Origin of the sequence: Paenibacillus hubeiensis, from assembly GCF_032334105.1 — a bacterium.
Taxonomy (GTDB): domain Bacteria; phylum Bacillota; class Bacilli; order Paenibacillales; family Paenibacillaceae; genus Paenibacillus; species Paenibacillus hubeiensis.
Genome location: NZ_JAVYAE020000024.1, coordinates 17,451 through 42,565 on the forward strand (window position 1 = coordinate 17,451; position 25,115 = coordinate 42,565).

A 25,115-nucleotide genomic window follows, 5' to 3' on the forward strand; every position below is an offset into this window, starting at 1 on the left:
CGGTAAGAGAAATCTTATTTCTTCTTACCGGCTTTACCTTCCTTACGGATGATACGCTCGCCTTCATATTTAATACCTTTACCTTTGTACGGCTCAGGTTCACGAACGGAACGGATTTTAGCAGCGTAAGCACCTACGCGCTCTTTGTCGATCCCGCGAACGATGATTTTCGTATTCGAAGGAACTTCGAATTCGATTCCCGCTTCCGGAGTGATTTCAACCGGGTGGGAGTATCCAACGTTCAGTACGATTTTATCTCCGGATTTGCTTGCACGATATCCGACCCCAACCAGTTCCAGAGATTTTGCGAAACCTTCAGTTACGCCACTCACCATGTTGTTTACAACGCTACGCGTAGTTCCGTGCAGGGAACGGTGAGTTTTGTTGTCGGAAGGACGCACAACTGTAATTTCGTTGTTTTCAACTGTGACCTTCATGTCTTTGTGAAGTTCACGAGTCAACGTTCCTTTTGGACCTTTAACCGTAATAACGGAGTTTTCCAAAGTGATGTCTACACCACTTGGTACAGTGATTGGTTTGCGACCAATACGGGACATATGTTGCACCTCCTATCTTGTGACGTTATATTACCAAACGTAGCATACGACTTCGCCGCCGGCTTTTGCTTGACGAGCTTCTTTGTCCGTCATAACACCTTTGGATGTCGAGATGATCGCGATTCCGAGACCGCCAAGTACGCGAGGTACTTCGTTGCTCTTCGTGTAAACACGAAGACCTGGTTTACTGATTCTTTTCAGACCAGAGATAACGCGCTCGTTGTTTTGTCCGTATTTCAGGAAAACACGGATAATCCCTTGTTTGTTATCATCGATATATTCTGCATCACGGATGAAACCTTCACGCTTCAGAATGTCAGCGATTTGTTTTTTCATCGTCGAAGCAGGCATTTCTACCGTTTCGTGACGAACCGTGTTCGCGTTACGAATACGAGTAAGCATATCTGCAATTGGATCAGACATAGTCATTGTGAGTTAACCTCCTTCCCGTTCAGAACTTTTTACCAGCTTGCTTTTTTCACGCCAGGAATCTGGCCTTTATAAGCTAATTCACGGAAGCAAATTCTGCAAATTTTGAACTTCTGCAGCACCGAGTGTGGACGTCCGCAACGCTCACAGCGTGTATAAGCACGTACTTTGAACTTAGGTGTGCGTTGTTGTTTAACTTTCATCGAAGTTTTTGCCACTTAGCCTGACACCTCCTAAATAATTTCGGAGAAAAGGGAGTCTTTCCAGACACCCGGAAACGTTACGTCAACTTATTTTACGAAAGGCATTCCCAGTTGCGTAAGCAACTCGCGGGACTCTTCGTCAGTTTTTGCAGTAGTTACGATAACAATGTCCATACCGCGAACTTTGTCTACTTTATCGTACTCGATCTCTGGGAAGATCAATTGCTCTTTCAGACCCAGAGTGTAGTTACCACGGCCGTCAAACGCTTTGCTGGACACACCGCGGAAGTCGCGGACGCGTGGCAAAGTTACGTTGAACAATTTATCGAGGAAGTAGTACATACGCTCACCGCGCAGCGTTACTTTCACACCGATTGGCATGTTCTCACGCAGTTTGAAACCTGCGATAGATTTTTTCGCACGAGTGATTACAGGTTTTTGACCTGCGATCAGCTGCAAATCGTTTACAGCCGAATCCAACACTTTGGAGTTTTGGACTGCATCGCCCACACCCATGTTGATTACAACTTTCTCGATTTTCGGCACTTGCATTACCGTCGTATAGTTAAACTTCTGCACCAAAGCAGGAGTGATTTCGTTCAGGTAACGTTCTTTCATTCTTGATGCCATGAATCATAGCCCTCCTTTCTTGATCGGTTCGATTAGTCGATGATTTCTCCGGAACGTTTTGCAACGCGAACTTTTTTACCGTTATCCAATACTTTGTAACCGATACGGGTTACTTTTCCGCTCTTTGGATCGATATGCATCACGTTGGAAACATGAATCGGAGCTTCTTTCTCGATGATGCCGCCTTGCGGGTTTTGTTGGTTAGGCTTCTGGTGTTTTTTCACCATGTTCACACCTTCCACAAGGACGCGGTTCTCACGAGGATAAGCAGCGATGACACGGCCTTTTTTGCCTTTGTCTTTACCGCTGATCACCATAACTGTGTCTTCCTTTTTCACGTGAAGTTTGTTGTTATGGGATTCCAGAACTTTTTTCACTCTTGGCATTTCGTACACCTCCTGTTTCTCACATCACGAGCTAAGCTATTAGATAACTTCTGGAGCCAAGGAAACGATTTTCATGAAATCCTTCTCGCGAAGTTCACGAGCAACAGGTCCGAAAATACGTGTTCCGCGCGGGCTTCTGTCTTCTTTGACAACAACCGCTGCGTTTTCGTCAAAGCCGATGTAGGAACCGTCTTTACGACGTACAGAACGTTTCGTACGAACGACAACCGCTCTTACTACATCACCCTTTTTGACAACGCCGCCTGGTGTTGCTTGTTTTACAGAGCAAACGATCAGATCGCCGATTTGAGCTGTACGACGTCCCGTACCACCCAGTACACGGATACACATCAGTTCCTTCGCACCAGAGTTGTCGGCTACAGCCAAACGTGTAAATGGTTGAATCATTTAGTTTTCCTCCTTTCAGCTATGCTGCCGAGTCATTAGATGATAACCGCTTTTTCAACGACATCAACCAGTCTCCAGCGTTTATCTTTCGAAAGCGGACGAGTTTCCATGATTTTCACGGTGTCACCGATTTTCGCAGTGTTTTCTTCGTCATGCGCTTTGAATTTTTTTGTGTATTTAATGCGTTTATGGTACAAGTCGTGTTTTTTGTAAGTTTCTACAGCAACAACGATTGTTTTGTCCATTTTGTCACTAACCACTTTACCGATTTGCACTTTACGTGCGTTACGTTCTTCGCTCATTGTTGGCCTCCTTCCTGATCACGGACGGAATATCCATCCGGTCGATATTAACCGATTCCCAGTTCTCTTTCACGGATAATGGTTTTAGCACGAGCTATTTCTTTCCGCACATCACGGATCCGAGTCGGGTTATCCAGCTGACCGGTAGCAAGTTGAAAGCGCAGATTAAAGAGTTCTTCTTTAAATCCGGCAATCTTTTGCTCGATTTCAGCAGAGGTTAGGTTGCGAAATTCAGTTGCTTTCATTTGCTTCACCACCCACTTCTTCACGTTTCACAAACTTCGTTTTGATCGGCAGTTTGTGAGCAGCCAGACGCATTGCTTCACGAGCAACTTCTTCTGGTACGCCAGCAAGTTCGAACATGATCTTGCCTGGTTTCACAATTGCTACCCATTTTTCTACGTTACCTTTACCGCTACCCATACGAACCTCGAGAGGCTTTTGAGTGATCGGTTTATCAGGGAAAATTTTGATCCATACTTTACCGCCACGTTTGATATAACGAGTCATCGCGATACGAGCCGCTTCGATTTGACGGTTAGTAATCCAAGCTGGTTCCGTTGCTTGCAGACCGTATTCGCCGAAGTTCAGCGTAGTTCCGCCTTTAGCTTGGCCTTTCATGTGACCGCGTTGTTGCTTACGGTGTTTTACACGTTTTGGTACCAACATGATTAGTTGCCTCCTTCCTTAGCAGCTTGTTTCTTAGCCGTAGGAAGAACCTCTCCACGATAGATCCATACTTTTACGCCCAGACGACCGTAAGTAGTATGAGCTTCAGCTGTACCGTAGTCGATGTCGGCACGAAGCGTATGCAGTGGAACAGTTCCTTCGCTGTAGCCTTCCGAACGTGCGATCTCAGCACCGCCAAGACGTCCGCCCACTTGAGTTTTGATCCCTTTAGCACCGGAGCGCATAGTTCTTTGAATTGCTTGTTTCAGAGCACGACGGAAAGAAACACGGCGTTCCAGTTGTTGTGCAATGCTTTCAGCAACGAGGACTGCGTCCAGGTCTTGGTTTTTGATTTCAGAGATGTTGATGTGAACTTTTTTGCCACCTGCGATTTTGGTGATTTGACCACGCAGATTTTCAACTTCCGAACCACCTTTACCGATAACCATACCTGGTTTCGCGGTGTGGATTGTTACGTTCACACGGTTTGCCGCTCTCTCGATTTCGATGCGAGATACAGCGGAGTCTTTCAGTTTATTTTTAAGGAATTCACGAATCTTCACGTCTTCCAACAAGAGATCACCGAAGTCCTTGCCTGCATACCATTTCGATTCCCAGTCACGAATAATACCGACACGAAGTCCGACTGGATTTACCTTTTGGCCCACACGTTTTCCCTCCTTCTATTTTTCAGATACCACCAAAGTGATGTGGCTAGTACGTTTGTTAATACGACTTGCACGTCCCATTGCACGAGGGCGGAAACGTTTCATTGTCGGTCCTTGGTTTACGAACACTTGAGAAACAACCAAGTTATTAACATCCATAGAGTAGTTGTGTTCCGCATTCGCAATCGCCGAGTTGAGCAATTTCTCAACAACCGGAGAAGCGGATTTCGGAGTATGGCGAAGAATGGCAACCGCCTCACCAACTTGCTTGCCGCGAATCAAGTCAACAACGAGTTGAACTTTACGAGGAGCAATGCGGATAAACTTAGCATGTGCTTTTGCTTCCATTGTGTAACCTCCTCTCAAACGTTAGAGATAATCAATTTATCTTCTTGTTTTCTTATCGTCATCTGTATGGCCTTTGTACGTACGGGTTGGAGCGAACTCACCCAGTTTGTGTCCGACCATATCCTCAGTAACATAAACCGGCACGTGTTTACGACCATCGTAAACGCCAAATGTATGTCCGATGAATTGCGGGAAAATTGTAGAACGACGGGACCACGTTTTGATGACAAGTTTCTTGCCGGAAGCGTCCATGTCTTCTACTTTTTTGAGCAGGTAGCCATCAATAAAAGGCCCTTTTTTCAAACTGCGACTCATGGTAAAATCCTCCCTTCAACCGTTGCTATTATGCATCCGTAGATGCCTCACGAAGTTATGCACAGTGTGTATTACTTCGTGCGGCGACGGATGATGTATTTATCAGAAGCTTTGTTTTTCTTACGCGTTTTGTAACCAAGAGTTGGTTTACCCCATGGAGACATAGGCGATTTACGTCCGATTGGAGCGCGGCCTTCACCACCACCGTGAGGGTGATCGTTAGGGTTCATTACTACCCCGCGAACTTCAGGACGTTGACCCAACCAACGGCTACGACCGGCTTTACCGATTTTCACGAGCTCGTGGTCTTCGTTACCTACGGAACCGATTGTTGCACGGCAAACTTTCAGAATACGGCGAACTTCTCCGGAAGAGAGACGAACGGAAACGTATTTTTCTTCTTTACCGAGCAATTGAGCTTCTGTACCAGCAGCACGAACCAACTGTCCGCCTTTACCTGGTTTCAACTCGATGTTGTGGATAACGGTACCTACTGGAATGTTTTCCAATGGGAGCGCGTTACCGATTTTGATGTCGGCTTCTGGTCCAGAGAACACTTGATCGCCAACTTTCAGACCTTTAGGCGCGATGATGTAACGTTTCTCACCATCAGCATAGTGGATCAGGGCGATGTTCGAAGTACGGTTTGGATCGTACTCGATTGTAGCAACGCGGCCCGGTATTCCATCTTTGGTCCGTTTGAAGTCAATGATACGGTATTTACGTTTGTGTCCACCACCGTGGTGACGAACCGTAATTTTACCTTGGTTGTTGCGGCCTGCCTTTTTACTCAAAGGAGCGAGCAACGATTTCTCCGGCTGATTTGTGGTGATTTCCTCAAATGTCGATACGGACATATTCCGTCTTGCCGGGGATGTCGGTTTATACTTTTTGATTGGCACGAGTTTTCCCTCCTTACTTTAGCAAGATCAATTAAACAGTTTCAAAGAACTCAAGCGATTTGCTGTCCGAAGTCAGCGTAACGAACGCTTTTTTCCACTCGGAAGTGTAACCACTGTAACGGCCATAGCGTTTTGGTTTCGCCGGAACACGAAGAGTGTTCACGTTTTTCACTTTCACGCCAAAGATCGCTTCTACAGCTTTTTTTACCTCGGTTTTGTTTGCACGGATATCGACTTCAAATACATATTTCAAGTCGTTCATCATGTCAGCAGTACGTTCCGTAATAATCGGACGTTTGATAATATCACGAGGATCCTTCATTACGCGAGCACCTCCTCTACCTTCTGAACTGCTTCCTTCGTAATGATCAGTTTGTCGTGCGCGAGCACGTCAAGAACATTAATGCCGTCAGCTGCAACGAATTTCACGCCTGGAATATTCCGTGCGGAAAGTGCAACATTATCATCGAAGCTAGGAGCTACGATCAAAGCTTTGCGGTCAACATTCAGTTTGCTCAGAATGTTAACAAATTCTTTGGTTTTTGGCGTGCTCAGTGCAAGAGCGTCCAATACGATAATGTCTTTGTCGACAACTTTGGAAGAAAGAGCCGATTTGATCGCCAAACGACGAACTTTTTTAGGCAGTTTGAACGCATAGCTCCGAGGAGTCGGACCAAATACGATACCGCCGCCTTTCCATTGTGGAGAACGAATCGAACCTTGACGAGCGCGACCTGTACCTTTTTGTTTCCAAGGCTTACGTCCACCGCCACGGACTTCGGAACGTCCTTTTACTTTGTGAGTACCCGCACGCAGGGAAGCGCGTTGCAGCAATACTGCATCGTGAAGAACATGCACGTTCGGCTCGATACCGAATACTGCATCATTCAATTCTACTTCGCCAACTTGGCTACCTTCAACATTGTAAACTGCTACTTTTGGCATTTCGTGTTCCTCCTTTCTTTAGTGGTTATTTTTTCACCGTTTCTTTAACATTCACGAAGCTGTTTTTAGGTCCTGGGATGGAGCCTTTAACGAGCAGAACGTTACGCTCAGCGTCGACTTTAACAACTTCAAGACGTTGGATCGTTACTGTTTCATGACCCATGTGTCCTGGCAAGTGTTTACCTTTAGGAACGCGGTTCGCTTGGATGGAACCCATGGAACCCGGACCACGGTGGTAACGCGAACCGTGAGACATAGGACCAGTGCTTTGTCCCCAACGTTTGATTACGCCGGCAAAACCTTTACCTTTGGAAATACCCGTTACGTCAACAAACTCGCCTTCTGCGAAAATATCAGCTTTCAACTCTTGGCCAACTTCATAATCCGCAAGGTTGATTCCGCGAAGTTCACGAACGTAGCGCTTAGGGGCAGTGTTCGCTTTTTTGGCGTGCCCTGCTTCTGGCTTGTTAGCATTTTTCTCTTTCTTGTCAGCATAGCCGATTTGAATTGCTTCGTAGCCATCATTCTCAAGATCTTTCTTTTGCAAAACAACACAAGGTCCTGCTTCGATAACTGTTACAGGAATAACATTACCTTCAGCCGTAAACACTTGAGTCATTCCAAGTTTTTTTCCTAAGATACCTTTCATGTTGACACCTCTTTTCCTTTGTACATGAGATTTATTTCATCTATTACAGTTTGATTTCGATATCTACACCGGACGGCAGATCCAAGCGCATCAAGGCATCCACAGTTTGTGGAGTCGGGTTAACGATGTCGATCAAACGTTTATGTGTACGCTGCTCGAACTGTTCCCGAGAATCCTTGTACTTGTGCACCGCACGAAGAATAGTAATGATTTGTTTTTCAGTCGGAAGCGGAATCGGACCGGATACACCAGCACCGGAACGTTTTGCTGTTTCAACAATTTTCTCCGCGGATTGATCAAGAATTCTGTGGTCGTAAGCTTTCAAACGAATACGAATTTTTTGCTTTGCCATTTTAGTCCCTCCTTCTATCGCCCAATTTGGTATCGGACATACTCCGTGAAAATTTTCCGACCACCCTCCCATGGCAAAGGGGCCGGGTGTGTCAGTAACCTCTCACATCATCGCAACGTCTCAGAACAACATTCATTATTATACAGAAAAGATAGGCGTATTGCAAGCATATTTAAGAAATACATTTAAAAGAATAATTCTTTGCAGAAACAACTCATTCAAATGTTCATTTGCTATGCCTGTTGCCTTTACCGTTTCTTCTCGTCAATGTTTGCTGTTATTTCCTGACGCCCGTTCCGACTCATAAAACAAAAGAGTTCTTTACCCGATATCGGATAAAGAACTCTTTTCCGAAGCTTCGTTCCAGTACAGCGTTACTCGTTCCAGTACAATGTTACATATAATCATTCAGCAAGAAGCCGAATTATTTTTGGATTGTTGCTACCGCACCGGCACCAACTGTACGGCCACCTTCGCGGATCGCGAAGCGAGTACCTTCTTCGATCGCGATTGGAGCGATCAGTTGTACAGTTACTGTGATGTTGTCGCCTGGCATTACCATTTCAGTACCTTCTGGCAGGTTGATGATACCTGTTACGTCAGTTGTACGGAAATAGAATTGTGGACGATATCCTGTGAAGAAAGGTTTGTGACGTCCACCCTCTTCTTTAGTCAGGACGTAAACTTGAGCTGTGAACTCAGTGTGTGGCTTAACGGAAGCCGGTTTGGACAATACTTGTCCGCGCTCGATTTGAGTACGGTCAACACCACGCAGCAATGCGCCGATGTTGTCACCCGCTTGAGCGGAATCCAGCAATTTACGGAACATTTCAACGCCCGTAACGACGGATTTTTTAGTTTCTTCGTGGATACCAACGATTTCAACCTCGTCGCCGACTTTAACTGTACCACGCTCTACGCGGCCAGTAGCAACTGTACCACGACCAGTGATGGAGAATACGTCCTCGACTGGCATCAAGAATGGTTTTTCAGTGTCGCGCTCTGGAGTTGGGATGTAAGTATCGATTTCTTTGAACATCTCAACGATTTTTTCAGCCCAAGGACCTTCTGGGTTTTGCAGAGCTTCACGAGCGGAACCGCGAGTGATTGGAGTGTCATCGCCTGGGAACTCATATTCGTTCAACAGGTCGCGAACTTCCATTTCAACCAGTTCAAGCAACTCTTCGTCTTCAACCATGTCGCATTTGTTCAAGAATACGACGATGTAAGGAACGCCTACTTGGCGGGACAACAGGATGTGTTCGCGAGTTTGTGGCATTGGGCCGTCAGCTGCGGATACAACCAGGATCGCTCCGTCCATTTGAGCCGCGCCAGTGATCATGTTTTTAACATAGTCGGCGTGACCTGGGCAGTCAACGTGAGCGTAGTGACGAGCGTCAGTTTCGTACTCAACGTGTGCTGTGGAGATTGTGATACCGCGTTCGCGCTCTTCTGGAGCTTTGTCGATTTGATCAAAAGCGATCGCTGCGCCACCGTAAGTTTTGGACAATACAGTAGTGATTGCAGCAGTCAGAGTTGTTTTACCATGGTCAACGTGACCGATAGTACCAATGTTAACGTGTGGTTTATTACGTTCGAATTTAGCCTTTGCCATTTGAACGTGGCCTCCTTATAATAATTTGATTTATGTTTGCATCAGGTGGTATGGACTCACACGCTCATAGAGCCGTGAGCACACGTTCACCTGATGTGGAGAAACTATTCGCCGCCTTTGTTCTTGGATACGATTTCTTCAGCGATCGATTTAGGAACTTCTTCGTAGTGAGAAAGCTCCATCGAGAACACGCCGCGTCCTTGCGTACCGGAACGAAGAGTTGTAGAGTATCCGAACATTTCGGACAAAGGTACTTTAGCACGGATGATTTGGGCTCCACCACGGGAATCCATACCTTCAATGCGGCCACGACGGGAATTCAACATACCCATAACGTCACCCATGTACTCTTCCGGAACGGTTACTTCAACTTTCATGATTGGCTCAAGCAGTGCTGGTTGTGCTTTATCTTTCGCCGCTTTCAGTGCCATCGAACCGGCGATTTTAAACGCCATCTCGTTGGAATCGACATCATGATAAGAACCATCCACGATGGTAGCTTTAACGTCTACTACCGGGAAGCCTGCAATGACACCATTTTTCATTTGCTCTTCGATCCCTGCCAAAGCTGGTGCGATATACTCTCTAGGAACGGAACCACCGACGATTTTGCTGTCGAATTGGTTACCTGTACCTGGCTCGAGAGGTTCGAACTCAACCCATACGTGACCGTATTGACCACGACCACCGGACTGACGAACGAATTTACCTTCGACCCGAGCTGGCGCACGGAATGTTTCGCGGTAAGCTACTTGCGGTTTACCCACAGTCGTTTCAACCTTGAACTCACGACGCATACGGTCGATGATGATATCAAGGTGAAGCTCACCCATACCAGCCAAGATGGTTTGGCCTGTTTCTTCATCAGTATGTGCGCGAAGAGTTGGATCCTCTTCAGTCAACTTACCGAGAGCAACACCCATTTTATCTTGGTCAGCTTTAGTTTTAGGTTCTACGGCGATTTCGATTACCGGATCAGGGAAGTTCATGGACTCCAGGATAACCGGATGTTTCTCATCACACAGTGTATCACCTGTACCAGTATCTTTCAAACCTACGGCAGCTGCGATATCACCGGAGTAAACTTCAGTGATCTCTTGACGGCTGTTCGCATGCATTTGAAGGATACGGCCGATACGTTCGCGTTTACCTTTAGTAGCGTTCAATACGTAAGAACCGGATTGAAGTACGCCGGAGTAAACACGGAAGAACGTCAACTTACCAACGTAAGGGTCTGTCATGATTTTGAAAGCCAATGCGGAGAATGGCTCTTCATCAGAAGATTTACGAACCGCTTCAGTTCCGTCTTCCAGAACACCTTTGATGTCCGGTACGTCAACTGGAGCTGGCAAGAAGTCGATTACGGCATCCAGCATCAGCTGAACACCTTTGTTGCGGTACGAGGAACCACAGATAACCGGGAAGATTTTAACTTCGACTACACCTTTACGGAGAGCGGCTTTGATCTCATCAACTGTGATCTCTTCGCCTTCCAGGTATTTCATCGTCAAATCTTCGTCGAGTTCTGCAACGCGCTCGATCAGTTCGTTACGGAGTTCTTCGACTTGGTCAGCGAATTCCGCAGGAACGTCCACAACATCGATATTTTGTCCCAGGTCATCCTGGTACATATGAGCTTTTTGCTCAATGATATCGATGATGCCTTTGAAATCATTTTCCGCGCCGATTGGCAGTTGGATTGCAACAGCGTTCGCTTGAAGGCGATCACGCATGTCAGCAACAACGTTCAAGAAGTCGGCACCGATGATATCCATTTTGTTTACATATGCGATCCGAGGTACGCCATAACGGTCAGCCTGTCTCCATACGGTTTCGGACTGAGGCTCAACGCCTTCTTTCGCACTGAATACACCTACTGCTCCGTCCAATACACGAAGGGAACGTTCAACTTCAACAGTGAAGTCAACGTGTCCCGGGGTATCGATGATATTGACGCGGTGGTTTTTCCAAGAAGCGGTAGTCGCAGCGGAAGTAATCGTGATCCCGCGCTCCTGTTCCTGTTCCATCCAGTCCATTGTCGCAGCGCCTTCGTGAACTTCACCGATTTTGTGCGTACGGCCTGTGTAGAACAAGATCCGCTCAGTTGTAGTGGTTTTACCCGCGTCAATGTGAGCCATGATCCCGATATTACGTGTATTTTTCAAGGAGAACTCTCTTGCCATGAAATGGGTCTCCCTTCAAAATTGAAGTTTTTAGTATGAACTGAATCCTACCAACGGTAGTGAGCAAACGCTTTGTTCGCTTCAGCCATTTTGTGCGTGTCTTCGCGTTTTTTAACGGAAGCGCCTGTGTTGTTGGAAGCGTCGATGATCTCAGCCGCCAAACGCTCTTCCATCGTTTTCTCACCGCGGTTGCGGGAGTAGTTCACGAGCCAACGTAATCCCAGGGAAGTACGTCTCTCTGGTTTTACCTCGATTGGTACTTGGTAGTTGGCACCGCCGACACGGCGAGCTTTAACTTCCAGGACTGGCATGATATTTTTGATTGCTGCTTCAAATACTTCCATCGGGTCATTACCCGTACGTTCTTGAATCAACTTGAACGCATTGTACAGGATGCTTTGAGCAACACCGCGTTTTCCGTCGAGCATGATGCGGTTGATCAAACGAGTAACCAACTTGCTGTTGTATACCGGATCTGGCAACACGTCTCTTTTCGTAACTGGACCTTTGCGTGGCATGGATATCCCCCTTTCTTTCTTGTTCGGCTAATCCGGCTTATCTGGCAGCAGCCAGAATCATGCCGAGATTGCCGCTATTCTTCAATTAGGCTTTTTTAGCTTTTGGACGTTTCGCGCCGTATTTGGAACGAGCTTGCATACGGTTGTTCACGCCTGCAGTATCAAGAGCGCCACGAACGATGTGATAACGTACCCCCGGAAGGTCTTTTACACGACCGCCACGGATCAGCACAACGCTGTGCTCTTGCAAGTTATGTCCGATACCCGGAATGTAAGCCGTCACCTCTACGCGGTTCGTCAAGCGAACACGAGCGTATTTACGAAGCGCGGAGTTCGGTTTTTTCGGAGTCATTGTACCTACACGAGTGCAGACACCACGTTTTTGTGGGGCACTGATGTTAGTAGCTTCACGTTTCAGAGCGTTGAACCCTTTTTGCAAGGCTGGCGATTTGGACTTGTAGATTTTAGCTTGGCGTCCTTTACGAACCAGTTGGTTAATAGTTGGCATGTGATTGCCACCCCCTTCCTCAATTATTCATGTTTCTTTATAAACCTTTACTCTAAGCCCACAGACCCAGGCGGTTCATAAAAAGACAAATGAAAAGTTTTTGCCTTTGAGAATCCATAAAAATGTTCCCTGACAAAAACGTTCCTAACATTATTTAACGACAGCTACCATCGCTGCCCCTACTCCAATCCCGCATGCCTTGCCGAGATTTTTCATCGTGTCCACTTTCGTGTACTTGACATTGTGCTCTTCGCACAAAGCGATGATTTTGGAAGTAAGCTGCGGATCGCAATCCTCAGCCACATAGACTTCGGAAGCCATTCCTGACTGAACCATCCGCATGGTCTGTTTGGTACCAATCTTGACATGAGCATCTTGCAGACCTTTTTCATTAGGCATCGTACATTCCTCCGAAATTGGATCAAATACAATCATCTGCTCACGCACCTTTGATATATTAGCATCTAGCGCAAGCATTGTCAATGCTAATCACAAACATTTATCATAAAGTTTGCAGCATCAGAGGACGTATAGGCACGCTCATGCCGTCATCCCCTGATGCCCAAAACTCTATTTCTTTGTTCAGGTGCTAGAAAAAGCGATTAATCTACGGATACCGGCTCCAGCTCTTCTACCGAAGATTCGCCGTCTTCCGGACCGGCAAACTCGATGCTGCGGTAACGGTTCATACCCGTACCTGCAGGAATCAGTTTACCGATAATTACGTTTTCTTTCAGACCGAGCAACTGATCGACTTTTCCTTTGATCGCTGCATCTGTCAGGACACGTGTCGTCTCCTGGAAGGATGCCGCGGACAGGAAGGAATCGGTCTCCAGGGATGCTTTGGTGATCCCGAGCAGGATCGGTTTGGCAACCGCTGGCTCTTTGTTGCTGAGGAATGCCGCTTTGTTTGCTTTTTCGTACTCGTGGGTATCCACGAACGATCCTGGCAACAAGTTGGTGTCCCCTGCATCTACGATGCGGATTTTGCGCAGCATTTGACGGATCATGACTTCAACGTGTTTATCGTTGATTTCTACACCCTGGTTACGGTATACGCGCTGTACTTCCTGCAAAATGTAGTTCTGCACGCCACGTACGCCTTTGATGCGCAGCATTTCTTTCGGATCGATGGAACCGTCCGTCAACTCGTCGCCCGCTTCGATCTCCATGCCTTCGCTTACGCGCACACGGGAACCATAGGTAACCGAGTATACTTTGGACTCCGCTTCACCTTGGATTTCGATCTCGCGACGATCTTTCGCCTCGCGGATCTCTTTAACGACACCGTCAATCTCACTGATCGTGGCCTGACCTTTAGGGTTACGGGCTTCGAAGAGCTCTTGGATACGCGGCAAACCTTGCGTGATATCGTCTCCGGCTACACCACCGGTGTGGAATGTACGCATCGTCAACTGGGTTCCTGGCTCACCAATGGATTGTGCAGCGATAATACCGACTGCTTCCCCGATCTCCACATGTTTACCTGTCGCCAGGTTGCGACCGTAACATTTTTTGCAGACACCATGACGAGCACGGCAGCTGAGTACGGAGCGGATTTGCAGTTTCGTTACGCCCGCTTTGACAATCGCTTCCGCTTTATCGGAATCGATCAATTCATTGCGGTGCGCAATGATTTCATTCGTTTCCGGATGACGAACCGTCTCAAAGCAGTATCTGCCTTCGATACGGTCATAGAGATCCTCGATAACCTCTTTGCCGTCCTGGATACGGCTAACAGTGAAGCCTTTATCCGTACCGCAATCGTCTTCGCGTACGATGACATCTTGGGCTACGTCTACGAGACGACGAGTCAAGTAACCGGAGTCCGCTGTACGAAGGGCCGTATCAGCCAAACCTTTACGGGCACCGTGCGTCGAGATAAAGTACTCGAGTACCGTCAGACCTTCACGGAAGTTCGATTTGATTGGGAGTTCGATAATCCGGCCGGATGGGTTGGCCATCAGACCACGCATACCGCCCAGCTGGGTGATCTGCGATTTGTTACCCCGCGCTTTGGAGTCAACCATCATCATGATGGAATTGTAACGGTCCATCGACTTCATCAGGATATCGGTGATATCGTCTTTCGATTTCGACCAGATATCGATGATGCGGTCATAGCGCTCTTCGTTCGTGATCAGACCGCGGCGGTACTGATTCGTAACGATTTGGGCTTTTTCTTCGGACTGCTTGAGAATATCGATTTTTTCATCAGGCACGACAACGTCCGACACGGCCACGGTAATACCGGCACGGGTCGAATACGTAAATCCGAGTTGTTTGATTTTATCCAGAATAACGGCTGTTTCCGTTGTGTGATAAATTTCGAAACAACGCGCGATGATCGAACCGAGATACTCTTTTCCGACACCGCCAGCCTGAGGAGCATTCATGATTGCTTCTCTCAGATCGGCACCTTTCTCATATACAAACGAGTGCTCCGCAGTACCTTGATAAAGGTTAGCACGTGTAGCATCGTTGATATACGGGAAGCTCGCAGGGAAAATTTCGTTAAAGATGATTTTGCCGACCGTTGTCAGCAGCATCGCCTCTTGTTGTTTCTCCGTGAAGCTTGTTTTGCCCAGTGCTTTAACAGGAATAGCCACGCGTGCATGCAAACCTGCAGTACCGCGTTGATATGCGGATACAGCTTCATTCACCGTACGCAAAATCATGCCTGTTCCCTTTTCTTCCTTGTTGTCCATGGTCAGGTAGTAAGAACCGAGGACCATATCCTGGGAAGGGGTAACAACCGGTTTACCGTCTTTCGGGTTCAAAATGTTGCCCGATGCAAGCATCAGAATCCGCGCTTCTGCTTGAGCTTCCGCAGACAAAGGAACGTGCACGGCCATCTGGTCACCGTCAAAGTCGGCATTATACGCCGTACATACGAGCGGGTGAAGACGAATTGCCTTACCTTCAACCAGAATCGGTTCAAATGCTTGAATACCAAGACGGTGAAGCGTAGGGGCACGGTTGAGCAGAACCGGATGCTCTTTAATGACTTCTTCAAGAACGTCCCAAACTTCCGGGCTTACGCGTTCGACTTTGCGTTTAGCGCTCTTGATGTTGTGGGCAAGCCCTTTATTCACAAGCTCTTTCATCACGAAAGGCTTGAACAGTTCAAGCGCCATATCTTTAGGCAGACCGCACTGATACATTTTCAGGTAAGGTCCTACGACGATAACCGAACGACCGGAGTAGTCAACACGTTTACCGAGCAAGTTTTGACGGAAACGTCCTTGTTTACCTTTCAGCATGTGGCTGAGGGATTTCAAAGGACGGTTACCAGGACCCGTTACCGGGCGTCCGCGACGGCCGTTGTCGATCAATGCGTCAACCGCTTCCTGAAGCATCCGTTTTTCGTTTTGCACGATAATGTCCGGTGCGCCAAGATCCAACAGGCGTTTCAGACGGTTGTTACGGTTGATTACACGGCGATACAGGTCATTGAGGTCAGACGTTGCGAAACGTCCGCCGTCCAGCTGTACCATTGGACGAAGTTCTGGCGGGATCACTGGAAGAACATCCATGATCATCCACTCAGGCTTATTGCCGGAATTGCGGAAAGCTTCAATGACTTCCAAACGTTTGATTGCACGGTTGCGGCGTTGTCCTTGCGCAGTGCGAAGCTCTTCTTTCAGGAAGTCGAGCTCTTTTTCCACATCAAGGTCTTGAAGCAGTTTTTTGACTGCCTCTGCACCCATGCCGGCCTGGAATCCATATCCGTATTTTTCACGGTAGCTGCGATATTCTTTCTCGGACAGCAGTTGTTTTTTCTCCAGTGGAGTTTCTCCTGGATCGGTTACTACATAAGATGCAAAATAAATAATCTCCTCAAGAGATCTTGGAGACATATCCAAAGCAAGACCCATACGGCTTGGAATACCTTTGAAGTACCAGATATGCGATACCGGAGCAGCAAGCTCGATATGCCCCATCCGTTCGCGACGTACTTTCGCACGTGTTACTTCAACGCCACAACGGTCACAGACGACGCCTTTATAACGAACGCGTTTGTATTTACCGCAATGACATTCCCAGTCTTTCGTAGGGCCAAAAATCTTTTCGCAGAACAGCCCTTCTTTTTCCGGTTTCAACGTACGATAGTTGATCGTTTCCGGTTTCTTCACTTCTCCGCGGGACCAAGAACGAATTTTTTCAGGGGAAGCAAGCCCGATCTTCATGTATTCGAAATTGTTGACGTCCAACAAGGAGCAACCCTCCTTAACCAAGTCCTGTATTCTAGGTTACGCCCTCCCCGGCCGAAGCCGGAGAAAGACGCGAGCCTGATGAAAAAACGCCGGTCAGCTATGCCCGAAGGCGATTATTCCGCTCCGACCTCTGCACCCTCGAGGTTGAGGCTGAGTTTGTCGTTCGCAGCGTCATCTTCATCGTCGATTTCTTTCATTTCAATTTCCTGTTCGTCTTCGCTCAGGATTTTGACGTCCATACCCAAGCTTTGCAGCTCTTTGATCAAAACTTTGAACGATTCAGGAACACCCGGTTCCGGAACGTTCTCGCCTTTGACGATGGACTCATACGTTTTCACACGACCTACAACGTCATCGGATTTGACGGTCAGGATTTCTTGAAGCGTGTAGGCTGCGCCGTAGGCTTCAAGCGCCCAAACCTCCATCTCCCCGAAACGCTGGCCACCGAATTGGGCTTTACCGCCCAGCGGTTGCTGCGTAACCAGAGAGTAAGGACCTGTGGAACGGGCATGGATTTTATCATCAACCATGTGCGCCAGTTTGATCATGTGCATGACACCGACCGTAACTTCACGTTCGAAGCGTTCTCCCGTGCGGCCGTCGTACAGAACCGTTTTACCATTGCGCTGCATGCCTGCTTCTTCCATCGTATCGAAGACGTCATACTCCTTCGCTCCGTCGAATACAGGCGTTGCCACGTGAATACCCAGCTGCATCGCAGCCATACCAAGATGGACCTCAAGCACCTGACCGATGTTCATCCGCGATGGTACGCCCAGCGGGTTAAGAACGATCTGTACCGGAGTACCGTCCGGCAGGAACGGCATATCCTCTTCAGGCAAAATACGTGCCACGACCCCTTTGTTACCGTGACGTCCGGCCATTTTGTCACCCTCAGAGATTTTACGTTTCTGAGCGATATAGACACGGACCAGCTGGTTAACGCCTGGAGGCAACTCGTCGCCGTTTTCGCGTGTAAACACTTTAACGTCGACTACGATACCGTCCGTACCATGAGGTACGCGCAGGGAAGTGTCACGAACTTCACGTGCTTTCTCACCAAAGATCGCATGCAAGAGGCGTTCCTCGGCAGTCAGTTCCGTTACGCCTTTAGGCGTTACTTTACCAACCAGGATGTCGCCGGCTGCGATTTCGGCACCGATGCGGATAATTCCGCGCTCATCCAGATTGCGAAGAGCCTCTTCGCCGACGTTCGGGATGTCACGCGTAATTTCTTCCGGTCCAAGCTTCGTATCACGTGCCTCGGACTCGTATTCCTCGATATGGATGGAAGTGTACACATCTTCCTTCACGAGTTTTTCGCTCAGCAGGATCGCATCCTCGTAGTTGTAACCTTCCCAAGTCATGAAGGCAACGACTACGTTGCGGCCCAGTGCCAATTCGCCCATTTCCGTGGATGGTCCGTCAGCAAGGATATCTCCCGCTTTGACGACGTCGCCGCGTTTGACGATTGGACGTTGGTTAATGCATGTTCCTTGGTTGGAACGCATAAATTTGTGTAATTTATATTTAACGATATCGCCCTTGACCTCTTGGCCATCGATCGCTTCTATGCGACGGAGCCAGATTTCATTGGCAGAAGAACGTTCGATAATCCCGTCGTATTTGGAAACAATACATACACCGGAATCTTTTGCGGCTTTGTGTTCCATACCCGTTCCGACAAGCGGAGCTTTAGGCACGAGCAAAGGAACGGCCTGACGCTGCATGTTGGATCCCATCAACGCGCGGTTGGAGTCATCGTTCTCAAGGAACGGAATGAGCGCCGTCGCAACGGATACGACCTGCTTCGGAGATACGTCCATGTAGTCAACGCGCTCGCTCGGCATCGTCAGGATGTTATCCGACTGTTTGTTGTAACGCACGATGATCGACTCTTCGGCAAACGTTCCGTCCTCGTTCAACTTCGCATTCGCCTGAGCGACAACGTAGTTATCTTCTTCGTCTGCCGTCAGGTAGTCGATTTGCTCCGTGACTACGCCTGTTTTCGGGTCAACCCAACGATACGGCGCTTCGATGAAGCCATATTCGTTCACGCGGGCAAATGTCGACAGGGAGTTGATCAAACCGATGTTCGGTCCCTCCGGCGTCTCGATCGGACACATCCGGCCATAGTGGGATGGATGGACGTCACGGACTTCCATGCCGGCACGCTCACGCGTCAAACCGCCCGGTCCGAGTGCGGACAGACGACGTTTATGCGTCAACTCACCCAGCGGGTTCGTTTGATCCATAAACTGCGACAACTGAGAGCTACCGAAGAACTCTTTAATCGATGCAATGACCGGACGGATGTTGATCAAAGCCTGCGGCGTGATCACGTTAGCGTCCTGGATGGACATTCTCTCGCGCACAACGCGTTCCATACGGGAAAGACCGATGCGGAATTGGTTCTGCAAGAGCTCGCCCACGGAACGCAAGCGACGGTTACCCAGATGGTCGATGTCATCCGTGCTTCCGATGCCATGCAACAAGTTCAGGAAGTAACTGATGGACGAGATGATGTCCGCAGGCGTGATGTTTTTAACCGATTTATCGATGTTCGCATTAGCAATCAGCTTGACTACTTTGCCGTCTTCAATCGGAGAGAATACATCAATCGTCTGTACCGGAATATCATTGGCATCCAATACACCGTTTGCCACATGGTATGTGCGGAACCCGACGCTTTTCTCAAGGTAGGACATAATTTCATCCAACAAGCGGCGGTCTACCATTTGGCCCGCTTCAGCGATGATCTCGCCAGTGTCCGTATCGATCAAGGACTCCGCAAGACGCTGGTTGAACAAGCGGTTTTTGATGTGAAGCTTTTTGTTGATTTTGTAACGACCTACGTTGGCGAGGTCATAACGTTTTGGATCAAAGAAGCGCGCTACGAGCAAGCTTTTCGCGTTATCCAGCGTTGGCGGCTCGCCCGGACGGAGACGCTCGTAAATCTCGATGAGTGCTTTCTCCGTGGAATCCGTGTTGTCTTTGTCCAGTGTGTTGCGAATATATTCGTCATTACCGAGAAGATCCAGAATCTCAGCGTCTGTGCCGAAACCAAGTGCACGCAGCAGAACCGTCACCGGTATTTTGCGTGTGCGGTCGATCCGGACGTAAACGATGTCCTTCGCGTCCATCTCAAGTTCCAGCCAAGCGCCACGGTTAGGAATCACTGTAGCGGTATACGTTTTTTTGGCGTTTTTATCTACTTTTGTGCTGAAGTAAACGCTAGGAGAGCGAACCAACTGGCTGACAATAACCCGTTCCGCACCATTAATAATAAATGTGCCGGTTTCGGTCATCAGCGGGAAATCTCCCATGAATACTTCCTGCTCTTTGACTTCGCCGGTTTCCTTATTAATGAGCCGGACTTTGACCCGAAGCGGTGCTGCATAAGTAACGTCACGCTCTTTGGCGTCGTCTACTGTATACTTCGGTTCACCGAGACTGTAATCGATAAATTCCAAAATCAAGTTGCCTGTGAAATCCTGGATCGGCGAGATATCCTGGAACATTTCGCGCAACCCTTCCTCCAAAAACCAATCGTAAGATTTTTGTTGGATTTCAATCAGGTTCGGAACTTCGAGTATCTCGTTAATTCGTGCATAACTGCGCCGAGTGCGTCGACCATATTGAACAAGATGTCCTGCCAACTTAAACTCACCCCTCAATGTCTACTCACATAAAAATTTCGTTGCGAACCTCTGTTTGTAACCTTATAATGGTACACATACAGAGCAAAGCAATGCATCCACAAATAAAGAAAAGCCCTTACTCGAATGTCGTTCGAAAAAAGAGCAACCTTGTATTCGGTGGATATCTTGCCAATCATACTTATCCCCAGTTTGCCCAAAATGTACATATTATACGCCAAACGTAGGCATAATATGCCCGTTCGGCGCAAAAAAGGTGGACATTTTTAGTTAGCTAAAGCCAAGTAGGGCATCTTAATACTGACATTTTATAATAATACCACGACTGGTTTTTCAAGTCAATAGTCCTATTGCTAAAAAATCTTATGCCTGCTTACTTTACAAAAAACGAAGAAAAGATTATGAAACCACCACTTCGTCCTTTGTAGCTTTAAAAATGCGATAACCTTTGTCCTTCGTAACCTCTTCCACCCTTGCAAACAAAGACTCCAGTTTAGCCTTGGCCGACGGCGCTCCTTGCTTTTTCTGAATGACCACCCATAGTGAACCACCCATCTTCAAATGATCGTACGCCTGCTCAAAAATAGCATGAACCGTGTCTTTGCCGGCTCGGATGGGCGGATTGGTCAGAATGACGTCAAAATCCGTTCTCTCCACTTCAGCAAGTAGATTGCTTTGCATCACCGTAACATTGGCAACGCCATTCGCCCGTGCATTTTCCTTGGAAAGCTCAACCGCTCTCTCGTTGATATCAATCATGGTGACATGTCCATTCGGCACAAGCTTTGCTGCCGTGAGCCCGATCGGCCCATATCCGCAGCCAACATCCAAGACAAGCGCACCTGCAGGCAATTCCATCGCATCGATCAATACTCTGCTGCCATAATCAATTCCGTTTTTGGAAAACACCCCTGCGTCCGAAACGAACCGCATTCCAAACCCGCGCAGCAGCGATTCATTCACTTTTCTGTCATGCGCCACTTGCGGTTTATCCGAATAATAATGATTGGACATGTCCTCACTCGCTTTCCATGTACAATTACAGCAACAAACCCCTTGAAGTAGTTCAAGGGGTTTGTTGTTTTGTTTAATAATGTTAGCTAGAATAAGCTAAATTATTTAACTTCGATTGTAGCGCCTGCTTCTTCCAATTTAGCTTTGATGGATTCAGCTTCTTCTTTGCTTACTTTTTCTTTCAGCGCTTTTGGAGCGTTGTCTACTACTTCTTTCGCTTCTTTCAGGCCCAGACCTGTAATTTCGCGAACTGCTTTGATTACGTTGATTTTGGACGCACCAGCGTTAGCCAGGATTACGTCGAATTCGGATTGCTCAGCTTCAGCTGCAGCAGCGCCGCCGCCTACAACAGCTACTGGAGCTGCAGCAGTTACGCCGAATTCTTCTTCGATTGCTTTAACGAGATCGTTCAGTTCCAGTACAGTCATGCCTTTGATTGCTTCCAAGATTTGCTCTTTGCTCATGATTGAACCTCCATATATAGTTTAGATTTTTTTATTTCATTACCGCTTAAGCAGCATTCAGATCAAGAAGCTTACGCGCCTTGCTCTTCTTTTTCTGCAACAGCTTTAACCGCAAGCGCGAAGTTGCGCACTGGCGCTTGAAGCACGCTGAGGAGCATGGAAAGGAGACCTTCGCGGGATGGCAGTTCTGCCAGCGCTTTGACTTCCTCTACACCCACTACGCGACCTTCAACAACTCCACCTTTAAGTTCCAGCTTGTCGTTCTTTTTAGCGAAGTCGTTCAGAATTTTGGCTGGAGCCACAGCGTCTTCTCCGCTGAATGCAATCGCAGTAGGACCTGTCAGAACGCTATCGAGTTCAGTCAGTTCTGCTGCAGCAGTCGCACGGCGAAGCAACGTGTTTTTCAGCACTTGGAATTCGATTCCGGCTTCACGAAGTTGCTTACGCAACTCAGTTACTTGAGCAACGTTCAATCCGCGGTAGTCAACCACAACTGTCGTTGCGCTCTCGCGCAATTTTGTCGTAATTACTGCAACGGACTCTTCTTTTGCTTGAATCACTTTTGCATTTGCCAAACTGTACACCTCCTGTCAAATTTCACGTCCGGCACACCGGACTTATCCCAATAAGAAAAGCCTCCGTAGAATCACGAAGGCTTGATATATACTCATAACCGATCCGAAATCAGTCTAAGCTCTATAATCACACCTCGGTAGGAAATTAAGCCCTGAGGCACCTACTGTCTACGGTAAGCATATTCAAATATCAACGGTCAGTCACTCGGACTCACAACTCTTATAGCATATCAGAACAGAACAAGTCTGTCAACAGATATTATCTAAAAGCAGCTGCGTTCACGCGTGCGCCAGGGCCCATCGTGGAAGAAAGAGAAACGTTCTTCAGATAAACACCTTTTGCTGCCGCCGGTTTAGCACGGTTCAGAGCGTCCATGAGAGCTTTCAAGTTCTCGTTCAGTTGCTCTGCAGTGAAAGAGGCTTTACCGATCGGTGCATGAATTTGACCTGCACGATCCAGACGGTATTCGATTTTACCAGCTTTGATTTCTTGAACAGCTTTGGTTACGTCGAAAGTTACCGTTCCGGCTTTAGGGTTAGGCATCAGGCCTTTACCGCCGAGCAGACGGCCCAATTTACCTACTTCGCTCATCATATCAGGTGTCGCTACGCAGACATCGAATTCGAACCAGCCTTGTTGGATTTTGTTGATCATATCTGCATCGCCAACATAATCCGCGCCAGCCGCTTCCGCTTCTTTCGCTTTGTCACCTTTTGCAAATACCAATACGCGTTGTGTTTTACCTGTACCATGCGGCAGGACAACAACACCACGTACAGCCTGGTCTTGTTTACGAGGGTCTACGCCCAAACGCACTGCAGCTTCGATGGTTTCATCGAACTTAGCAGTGGCTGCCTTTTTCACAAGCTCAACAGCTTCTGAAGGCTCGTAAGTTGCTTCGCTGTCGATCAGCTTGGCAGCTTCCAGGTATTTTTTACCGTGTTTAGCCATGTTATATTCCTCCTTTGTGGTTTTAGCGGATATACCTCCCACATTGACCGGCCGCGAATCGGCCGGCTTTACGAAGCCATGTTTCCTAAGAAAAATTAGTCTTCGATGGTGATACCCATGCTACGGGCAGTACCTTCGACCATACGCATAGCGGACTCAACGTTCGCTGCATTCAGGTCAGGCATTTTTTGCTCCGCGATTTGGCGAACTGTGTCGCGTTTAACGGTAGCAACTTTTTTCTTGTTCGGTTCGCCGGAACCTTTTTCGACTTTCGCCGCAACTTTCAGCAGGACTGCTGCTGGTGGAGTTTTGGTGATGAACGTAAAGGAACGGTCCTCGAATACTGTAATTTCAACAGGAATAATCAATCCCGCTTGATCAGCTGTACGCGCATTGAACTCTTTACAGAATGCCATGATGTTGACACCCGCTTGACCCAAAGCCGGACCTACTGGAGGCGCTGGATTCGCTTTACCTGCTGGAATTTGCAGTTTTACCATTTTGATTACCTTTTTTGCCATGATTGACACCTCCTTGCGAAATAGTGGTTACCGGACCTTCCGGTCCTCCCACAAGAAACTTGAAGAGCTATATCTTCTCCACTTGGGTATATTCCAACTCAAGCGGCGTTTCCCGTCCAAACATGTTCACATGAACCTTCAACTTGCTTTTGTCTACCAAAATTTCTTCCACGGAGCCCACAAAATTCGCAAAAGGACCCACTTTGATGCGCACGGATTCCTTAATATCGAATTCAATTTTCGGCTTCGGTTCAACCATGCCCATATGCTTCAGAATTTGTTCCACTTCTTCGGGCAGCAAGGCGGTTGGCTTGGACCCGGAACCTGTCGAACCGACAAATCCCGTAACCCCTGGCGTGTTGCGAACAACATACCAAGAATCGTCCGTCTGGATCATTTCCACCAAAACATATCCGGGGTAAACTTTACGCATGACGGTTTTTTTCTTGCCGTCCTTGTTTACCACTTCTTCTTCCATAGGAACAAGAACGCGGAAAATTTTGTCTTCCATGCCCATGGACTCTACGCGTCTTTCCAAATTGGCTTTGACCTTATTCTCATACCCGGAGTAGGTATGAACAACGTACCATCTTTTTTCCATATCAAGCCACCTGGGACCCTTCTTAAATAATCGCTTCGATCACAGCGGAGATGCCGATATCAACGACCCAAAAAAACAGCGTCATAACCACAACAGTGCCTAGAACGATCAATGTGTAGTTGGTCAGCTCTTTACGATTAGGCCAGCGAACCTTTTTAAGTTCAGCCCAGCTTTCGGAGAAAAAGGAAAACAGAGATTTGAAACTGCGTTTCACGCCGACTACACCTCCCAAAAACTATCTGGTTTCGCGATGAGAAGTCTGCTCGTTACAAAACTTGCAAAATTTCTTCATCTCCATGCGGTCGGGGTGATTACGCTTGTTCTTTGTCGTTGTGTAATTTCTTTGTTTGCAATTTGTACAAGCCAAAGTAATAATTACCCGCATGATGTACACCTCCCGAAGACTTCCACTTTGAAGCAGAGTCTCTTAATTGAACCTAAAAAAAAGCCGCGAATTTAGGCCTACCTAAAACACTTTATCATAAGGGTATTTCCATGTCAACGAAAGAATCACCTTTCAGAACC

The 25,115-nt window shown here is 47.6% G+C and carries 32 protein-coding genes and 1 other annotated feature; all 32 genes read right to left on the reverse strand.

Annotation, left to right across the window (positions count from 1 at the left end):
* Positions 1–14 precede the first annotated feature (14 nt).
* Positions 15–557, reverse strand: a complete 543-nt coding sequence (rplF, locus tag RSX24_RS30720) for a 50S ribosomal protein L6 (protein ID WP_236421410.1) — start codon at positions 555–557, stop codon at positions 15–17.
* A gap of 30 nt (positions 558–587) precedes the next feature.
* Positions 588–986, reverse strand: a complete 399-nt coding sequence (gene rpsH, locus RSX24_RS30725; RefSeq protein WP_236421409.1) for a 30S ribosomal protein S8 — start codon at positions 984–986, stop codon at positions 588–590.
* Positions 987–1,018: 32 nt separating this feature from the next.
* A complete protein-coding gene (locus tag RSX24_RS30730; RefSeq protein WP_013312154.1) occupies positions 1,019–1,204 on the reverse strand; it encodes a type Z 30S ribosomal protein S14 in 186 nt (61 codons plus the stop codon).
* A 72-nt stretch (positions 1,205–1,276) separates the two neighbouring features.
* Positions 1,277–1,819, reverse strand: a complete 543-nt coding sequence (gene rplE / locus RSX24_RS30735) for a 50S ribosomal protein L5 (RefSeq protein ID WP_236421408.1) — start codon at positions 1,817–1,819, stop codon at positions 1,277–1,279.
* A gap of 32 nt (positions 1,820–1,851) precedes the next feature.
* Positions 1,852–2,205, reverse strand: a complete 354-nt coding sequence (gene rplX, locus RSX24_RS30740; protein ID WP_090924672.1) for a 50S ribosomal protein L24 — start codon at positions 2,203–2,205, stop codon at positions 1,852–1,854.
* A gap of 39 nt (positions 2,206–2,244) precedes the next feature.
* Positions 2,245–2,613, reverse strand: a complete 369-nt coding sequence (rplN, locus tag RSX24_RS30745; protein ID WP_236421407.1) for a 50S ribosomal protein L14 — start codon at positions 2,611–2,613, stop codon at positions 2,245–2,247.
* Positions 2,614–2,648: 35 nt separating this feature from the next.
* Positions 2,649–2,915 (reverse strand): 30S ribosomal protein S17, encoded by a 267-nt coding sequence (gene rpsQ, locus RSX24_RS30750; protein WP_236421406.1) that lies wholly within the window; start codon positions 2,913–2,915, stop codon positions 2,649–2,651.
* Between the two features lie 47 nt (positions 2,916–2,962).
* On the reverse strand, positions 2,963–3,160 hold the full coding sequence (gene rpmC / locus RSX24_RS30755; protein WP_236421405.1) for a 50S ribosomal protein L29: 198 nt from the start codon (positions 3,158–3,160) through the stop codon (positions 2,963–2,965).
* A complete protein-coding gene (gene rplP / locus RSX24_RS30760) occupies positions 3,147–3,584 on the reverse strand; it encodes a 50S ribosomal protein L16 (protein WP_236421404.1) in 438 nt (145 codons plus the stop codon). The genes rpmC and rplP overlap by 14 nt, the downstream gene beginning before the upstream one ends.
* 2 nt (positions 3,585–3,586) lie before the next feature.
* On the reverse strand, positions 3,587–4,252 hold the full coding sequence (gene rpsC / locus RSX24_RS30765) for a 30S ribosomal protein S3 (RefSeq protein WP_236421403.1): 666 nt from the start codon (positions 4,250–4,252) through the stop codon (positions 3,587–3,589).
* A gap of 15 nt (positions 4,253–4,267) precedes the next feature.
* Positions 4,268–4,600 carry a 50S ribosomal protein L22 gene (gene rplV / locus RSX24_RS30770; RefSeq protein ID WP_236421402.1) on the reverse strand — a complete coding sequence of 111 codons (333 nt, stop codon included), beginning with the start codon at positions 4,598–4,600 and terminating at the stop codon, positions 4,268–4,270.
* 36 nt (positions 4,601–4,636) lie between these two features.
* On the reverse strand, positions 4,637–4,915 hold the full coding sequence (rpsS, locus tag RSX24_RS30775) for a 30S ribosomal protein S19 (RefSeq protein ID WP_236421401.1): 279 nt from the start codon (positions 4,913–4,915) through the stop codon (positions 4,637–4,639).
* A gap of 71 nt (positions 4,916–4,986) precedes the next feature.
* A complete protein-coding gene (gene rplB, locus RSX24_RS30780) occupies positions 4,987–5,817 on the reverse strand; it encodes a 50S ribosomal protein L2 (protein ID WP_236421400.1) in 831 nt (276 codons plus the stop codon).
* A gap of 31 nt (positions 5,818–5,848) precedes the next feature.
* A complete protein-coding gene (gene rplW / locus RSX24_RS30785) occupies positions 5,849–6,139 on the reverse strand; it encodes a 50S ribosomal protein L23 (RefSeq protein WP_236421399.1) in 291 nt (96 codons plus the stop codon).
* On the reverse strand, positions 6,139–6,762 hold the full coding sequence (gene rplD, locus RSX24_RS30790) for a 50S ribosomal protein L4 (protein WP_236421398.1): 624 nt from the start codon (positions 6,760–6,762) through the stop codon (positions 6,139–6,141). The genes rplW and rplD overlap by 1 nt, the downstream gene beginning before the upstream one ends.
* A 25-nt stretch (positions 6,763–6,787) precedes the next feature.
* Positions 6,788–7,411 carry a 50S ribosomal protein L3 gene (rplC, locus tag RSX24_RS30795; protein ID WP_236421397.1) on the reverse strand — a complete coding sequence of 208 codons (624 nt, stop codon included), beginning with the start codon at positions 7,409–7,411 and terminating at the stop codon, positions 6,788–6,790.
* Positions 7,412–7,454: 43 nt separating this feature from the next.
* Positions 7,455–7,763 carry a 30S ribosomal protein S10 gene (gene rpsJ / locus RSX24_RS30800; RefSeq protein ID WP_017692074.1) on the reverse strand — a complete coding sequence of 103 codons (309 nt, stop codon included), beginning with the start codon at positions 7,761–7,763 and terminating at the stop codon, positions 7,455–7,457.
* 424 nt (positions 7,764–8,187) lie between these two features.
* Positions 8,188–9,378 (reverse strand): elongation factor Tu, encoded by a 1,191-nt coding sequence (tuf, locus tag RSX24_RS30805; RefSeq protein ID WP_236421396.1) that lies wholly within the window; start codon positions 9,376–9,378, stop codon positions 8,188–8,190.
* Between the two features lie 104 nt (positions 9,379–9,482).
* On the reverse strand, positions 9,483–11,561 hold the full coding sequence (fusA, locus tag RSX24_RS30810; protein WP_236421395.1) for an elongation factor G: 2,079 nt from the start codon (positions 11,559–11,561) through the stop codon (positions 9,483–9,485).
* A gap of 47 nt (positions 11,562–11,608) precedes the next feature.
* Positions 11,609–12,079 (reverse strand): 30S ribosomal protein S7, encoded by a 471-nt coding sequence (gene rpsG / locus RSX24_RS30815; protein ID WP_007432586.1) that lies wholly within the window; start codon positions 12,077–12,079, stop codon positions 11,609–11,611.
* A gap of 85 nt (positions 12,080–12,164) precedes the next feature.
* Entirely contained in the window at positions 12,165–12,587 is a 423-nt protein-coding gene (rpsL, locus tag RSX24_RS30820; RefSeq protein WP_236421394.1) for a 30S ribosomal protein S12, read from the reverse strand.
* Positions 12,588–12,737: 150 nt separating this feature from the next.
* Positions 12,738–12,986, reverse strand: coding sequence for a ribosomal L7Ae/L30e/S12e/Gadd45 family protein (locus RSX24_RS30825; RefSeq protein ID WP_236421393.1), 249 nt, complete (start codon positions 12,984–12,986; stop codon positions 12,738–12,740).
* A gap of 203 nt (positions 12,987–13,189) precedes the next feature.
* Positions 13,190–16,804: a DNA-directed RNA polymerase subunit beta' gene (gene rpoC, locus RSX24_RS30830; protein WP_236421392.1), complete on the reverse strand. Its 3,615-nt coding sequence runs from the start codon at positions 16,802–16,804 to the stop codon at positions 13,190–13,192.
* Between the two features lie 113 nt (positions 16,805–16,917).
* Positions 16,918–20,463, reverse strand: a complete 3,546-nt coding sequence (rpoB, locus tag RSX24_RS30835; RefSeq protein WP_236421391.1) for a DNA-directed RNA polymerase subunit beta — start codon at positions 20,461–20,463, stop codon at positions 16,918–16,920.
* Between the two features lie 399 nt (positions 20,464–20,862).
* The gene (locus RSX24_RS30840; RefSeq protein ID WP_236421390.1) at positions 20,863–21,477 is read right to left on the reverse strand and encodes a class I SAM-dependent methyltransferase; all 615 of its coding nucleotides are present in this window, start codon (positions 21,475–21,477) and stop codon (positions 20,863–20,865) included.
* A 101-nt stretch (positions 21,478–21,578) separates the two neighbouring features.
* Complete coding sequence (gene rplL, locus RSX24_RS30845; RefSeq protein WP_236421389.1) at positions 21,579–21,941, reverse strand: 50S ribosomal protein L7/L12; 363 nt, start codon at positions 21,939–21,941, stop codon at positions 21,579–21,581.
* A 71-nt stretch (positions 21,942–22,012) separates the two neighbouring features.
* A complete protein-coding gene (gene rplJ / locus RSX24_RS30850; protein WP_236421388.1) occupies positions 22,013–22,516 on the reverse strand; it encodes a 50S ribosomal protein L10 in 504 nt (167 codons plus the stop codon).
* 44 nt (positions 22,517–22,560) lie between these two features.
* Positions 22,561–22,708: a sequence feature (ribosomal protein L10 leader region), on the reverse strand.
* A gap of 67 nt (positions 22,709–22,775) precedes the next feature.
* Entirely contained in the window at positions 22,776–23,468 is a 693-nt protein-coding gene (rplA, locus tag RSX24_RS30855) for a 50S ribosomal protein L1 (RefSeq protein WP_236421387.1), read from the reverse strand.
* Positions 23,469–23,563: 95 nt separating this feature from the next.
* Positions 23,564–23,989, reverse strand: a complete 426-nt coding sequence (gene rplK, locus RSX24_RS30860; RefSeq protein WP_236421386.1) for a 50S ribosomal protein L11 — start codon at positions 23,987–23,989, stop codon at positions 23,564–23,566.
* Between the two features lie 67 nt (positions 23,990–24,056).
* Positions 24,057–24,590, reverse strand: coding sequence for a transcription termination/antitermination protein NusG (nusG, locus tag RSX24_RS30865; protein WP_236421385.1), 534 nt, complete (start codon positions 24,588–24,590; stop codon positions 24,057–24,059).
* A 22-nt stretch (positions 24,591–24,612) separates the two neighbouring features.
* The gene (secE, locus tag RSX24_RS30870; RefSeq protein WP_236421384.1) at positions 24,613–24,804 is read right to left on the reverse strand and encodes a preprotein translocase subunit SecE; all 192 of its coding nucleotides are present in this window, start codon (positions 24,802–24,804) and stop codon (positions 24,613–24,615) included.
* A 21-nt stretch (positions 24,805–24,825) separates the two neighbouring features.
* Positions 24,826–24,975: a 50S ribosomal protein L33 gene (rpmG, locus tag RSX24_RS30875; RefSeq protein WP_072735843.1), complete on the reverse strand. Its 150-nt coding sequence runs from the start codon at positions 24,973–24,975 to the stop codon at positions 24,826–24,828.
* Positions 24,976–25,115: the final 140 nt, after the last annotated feature.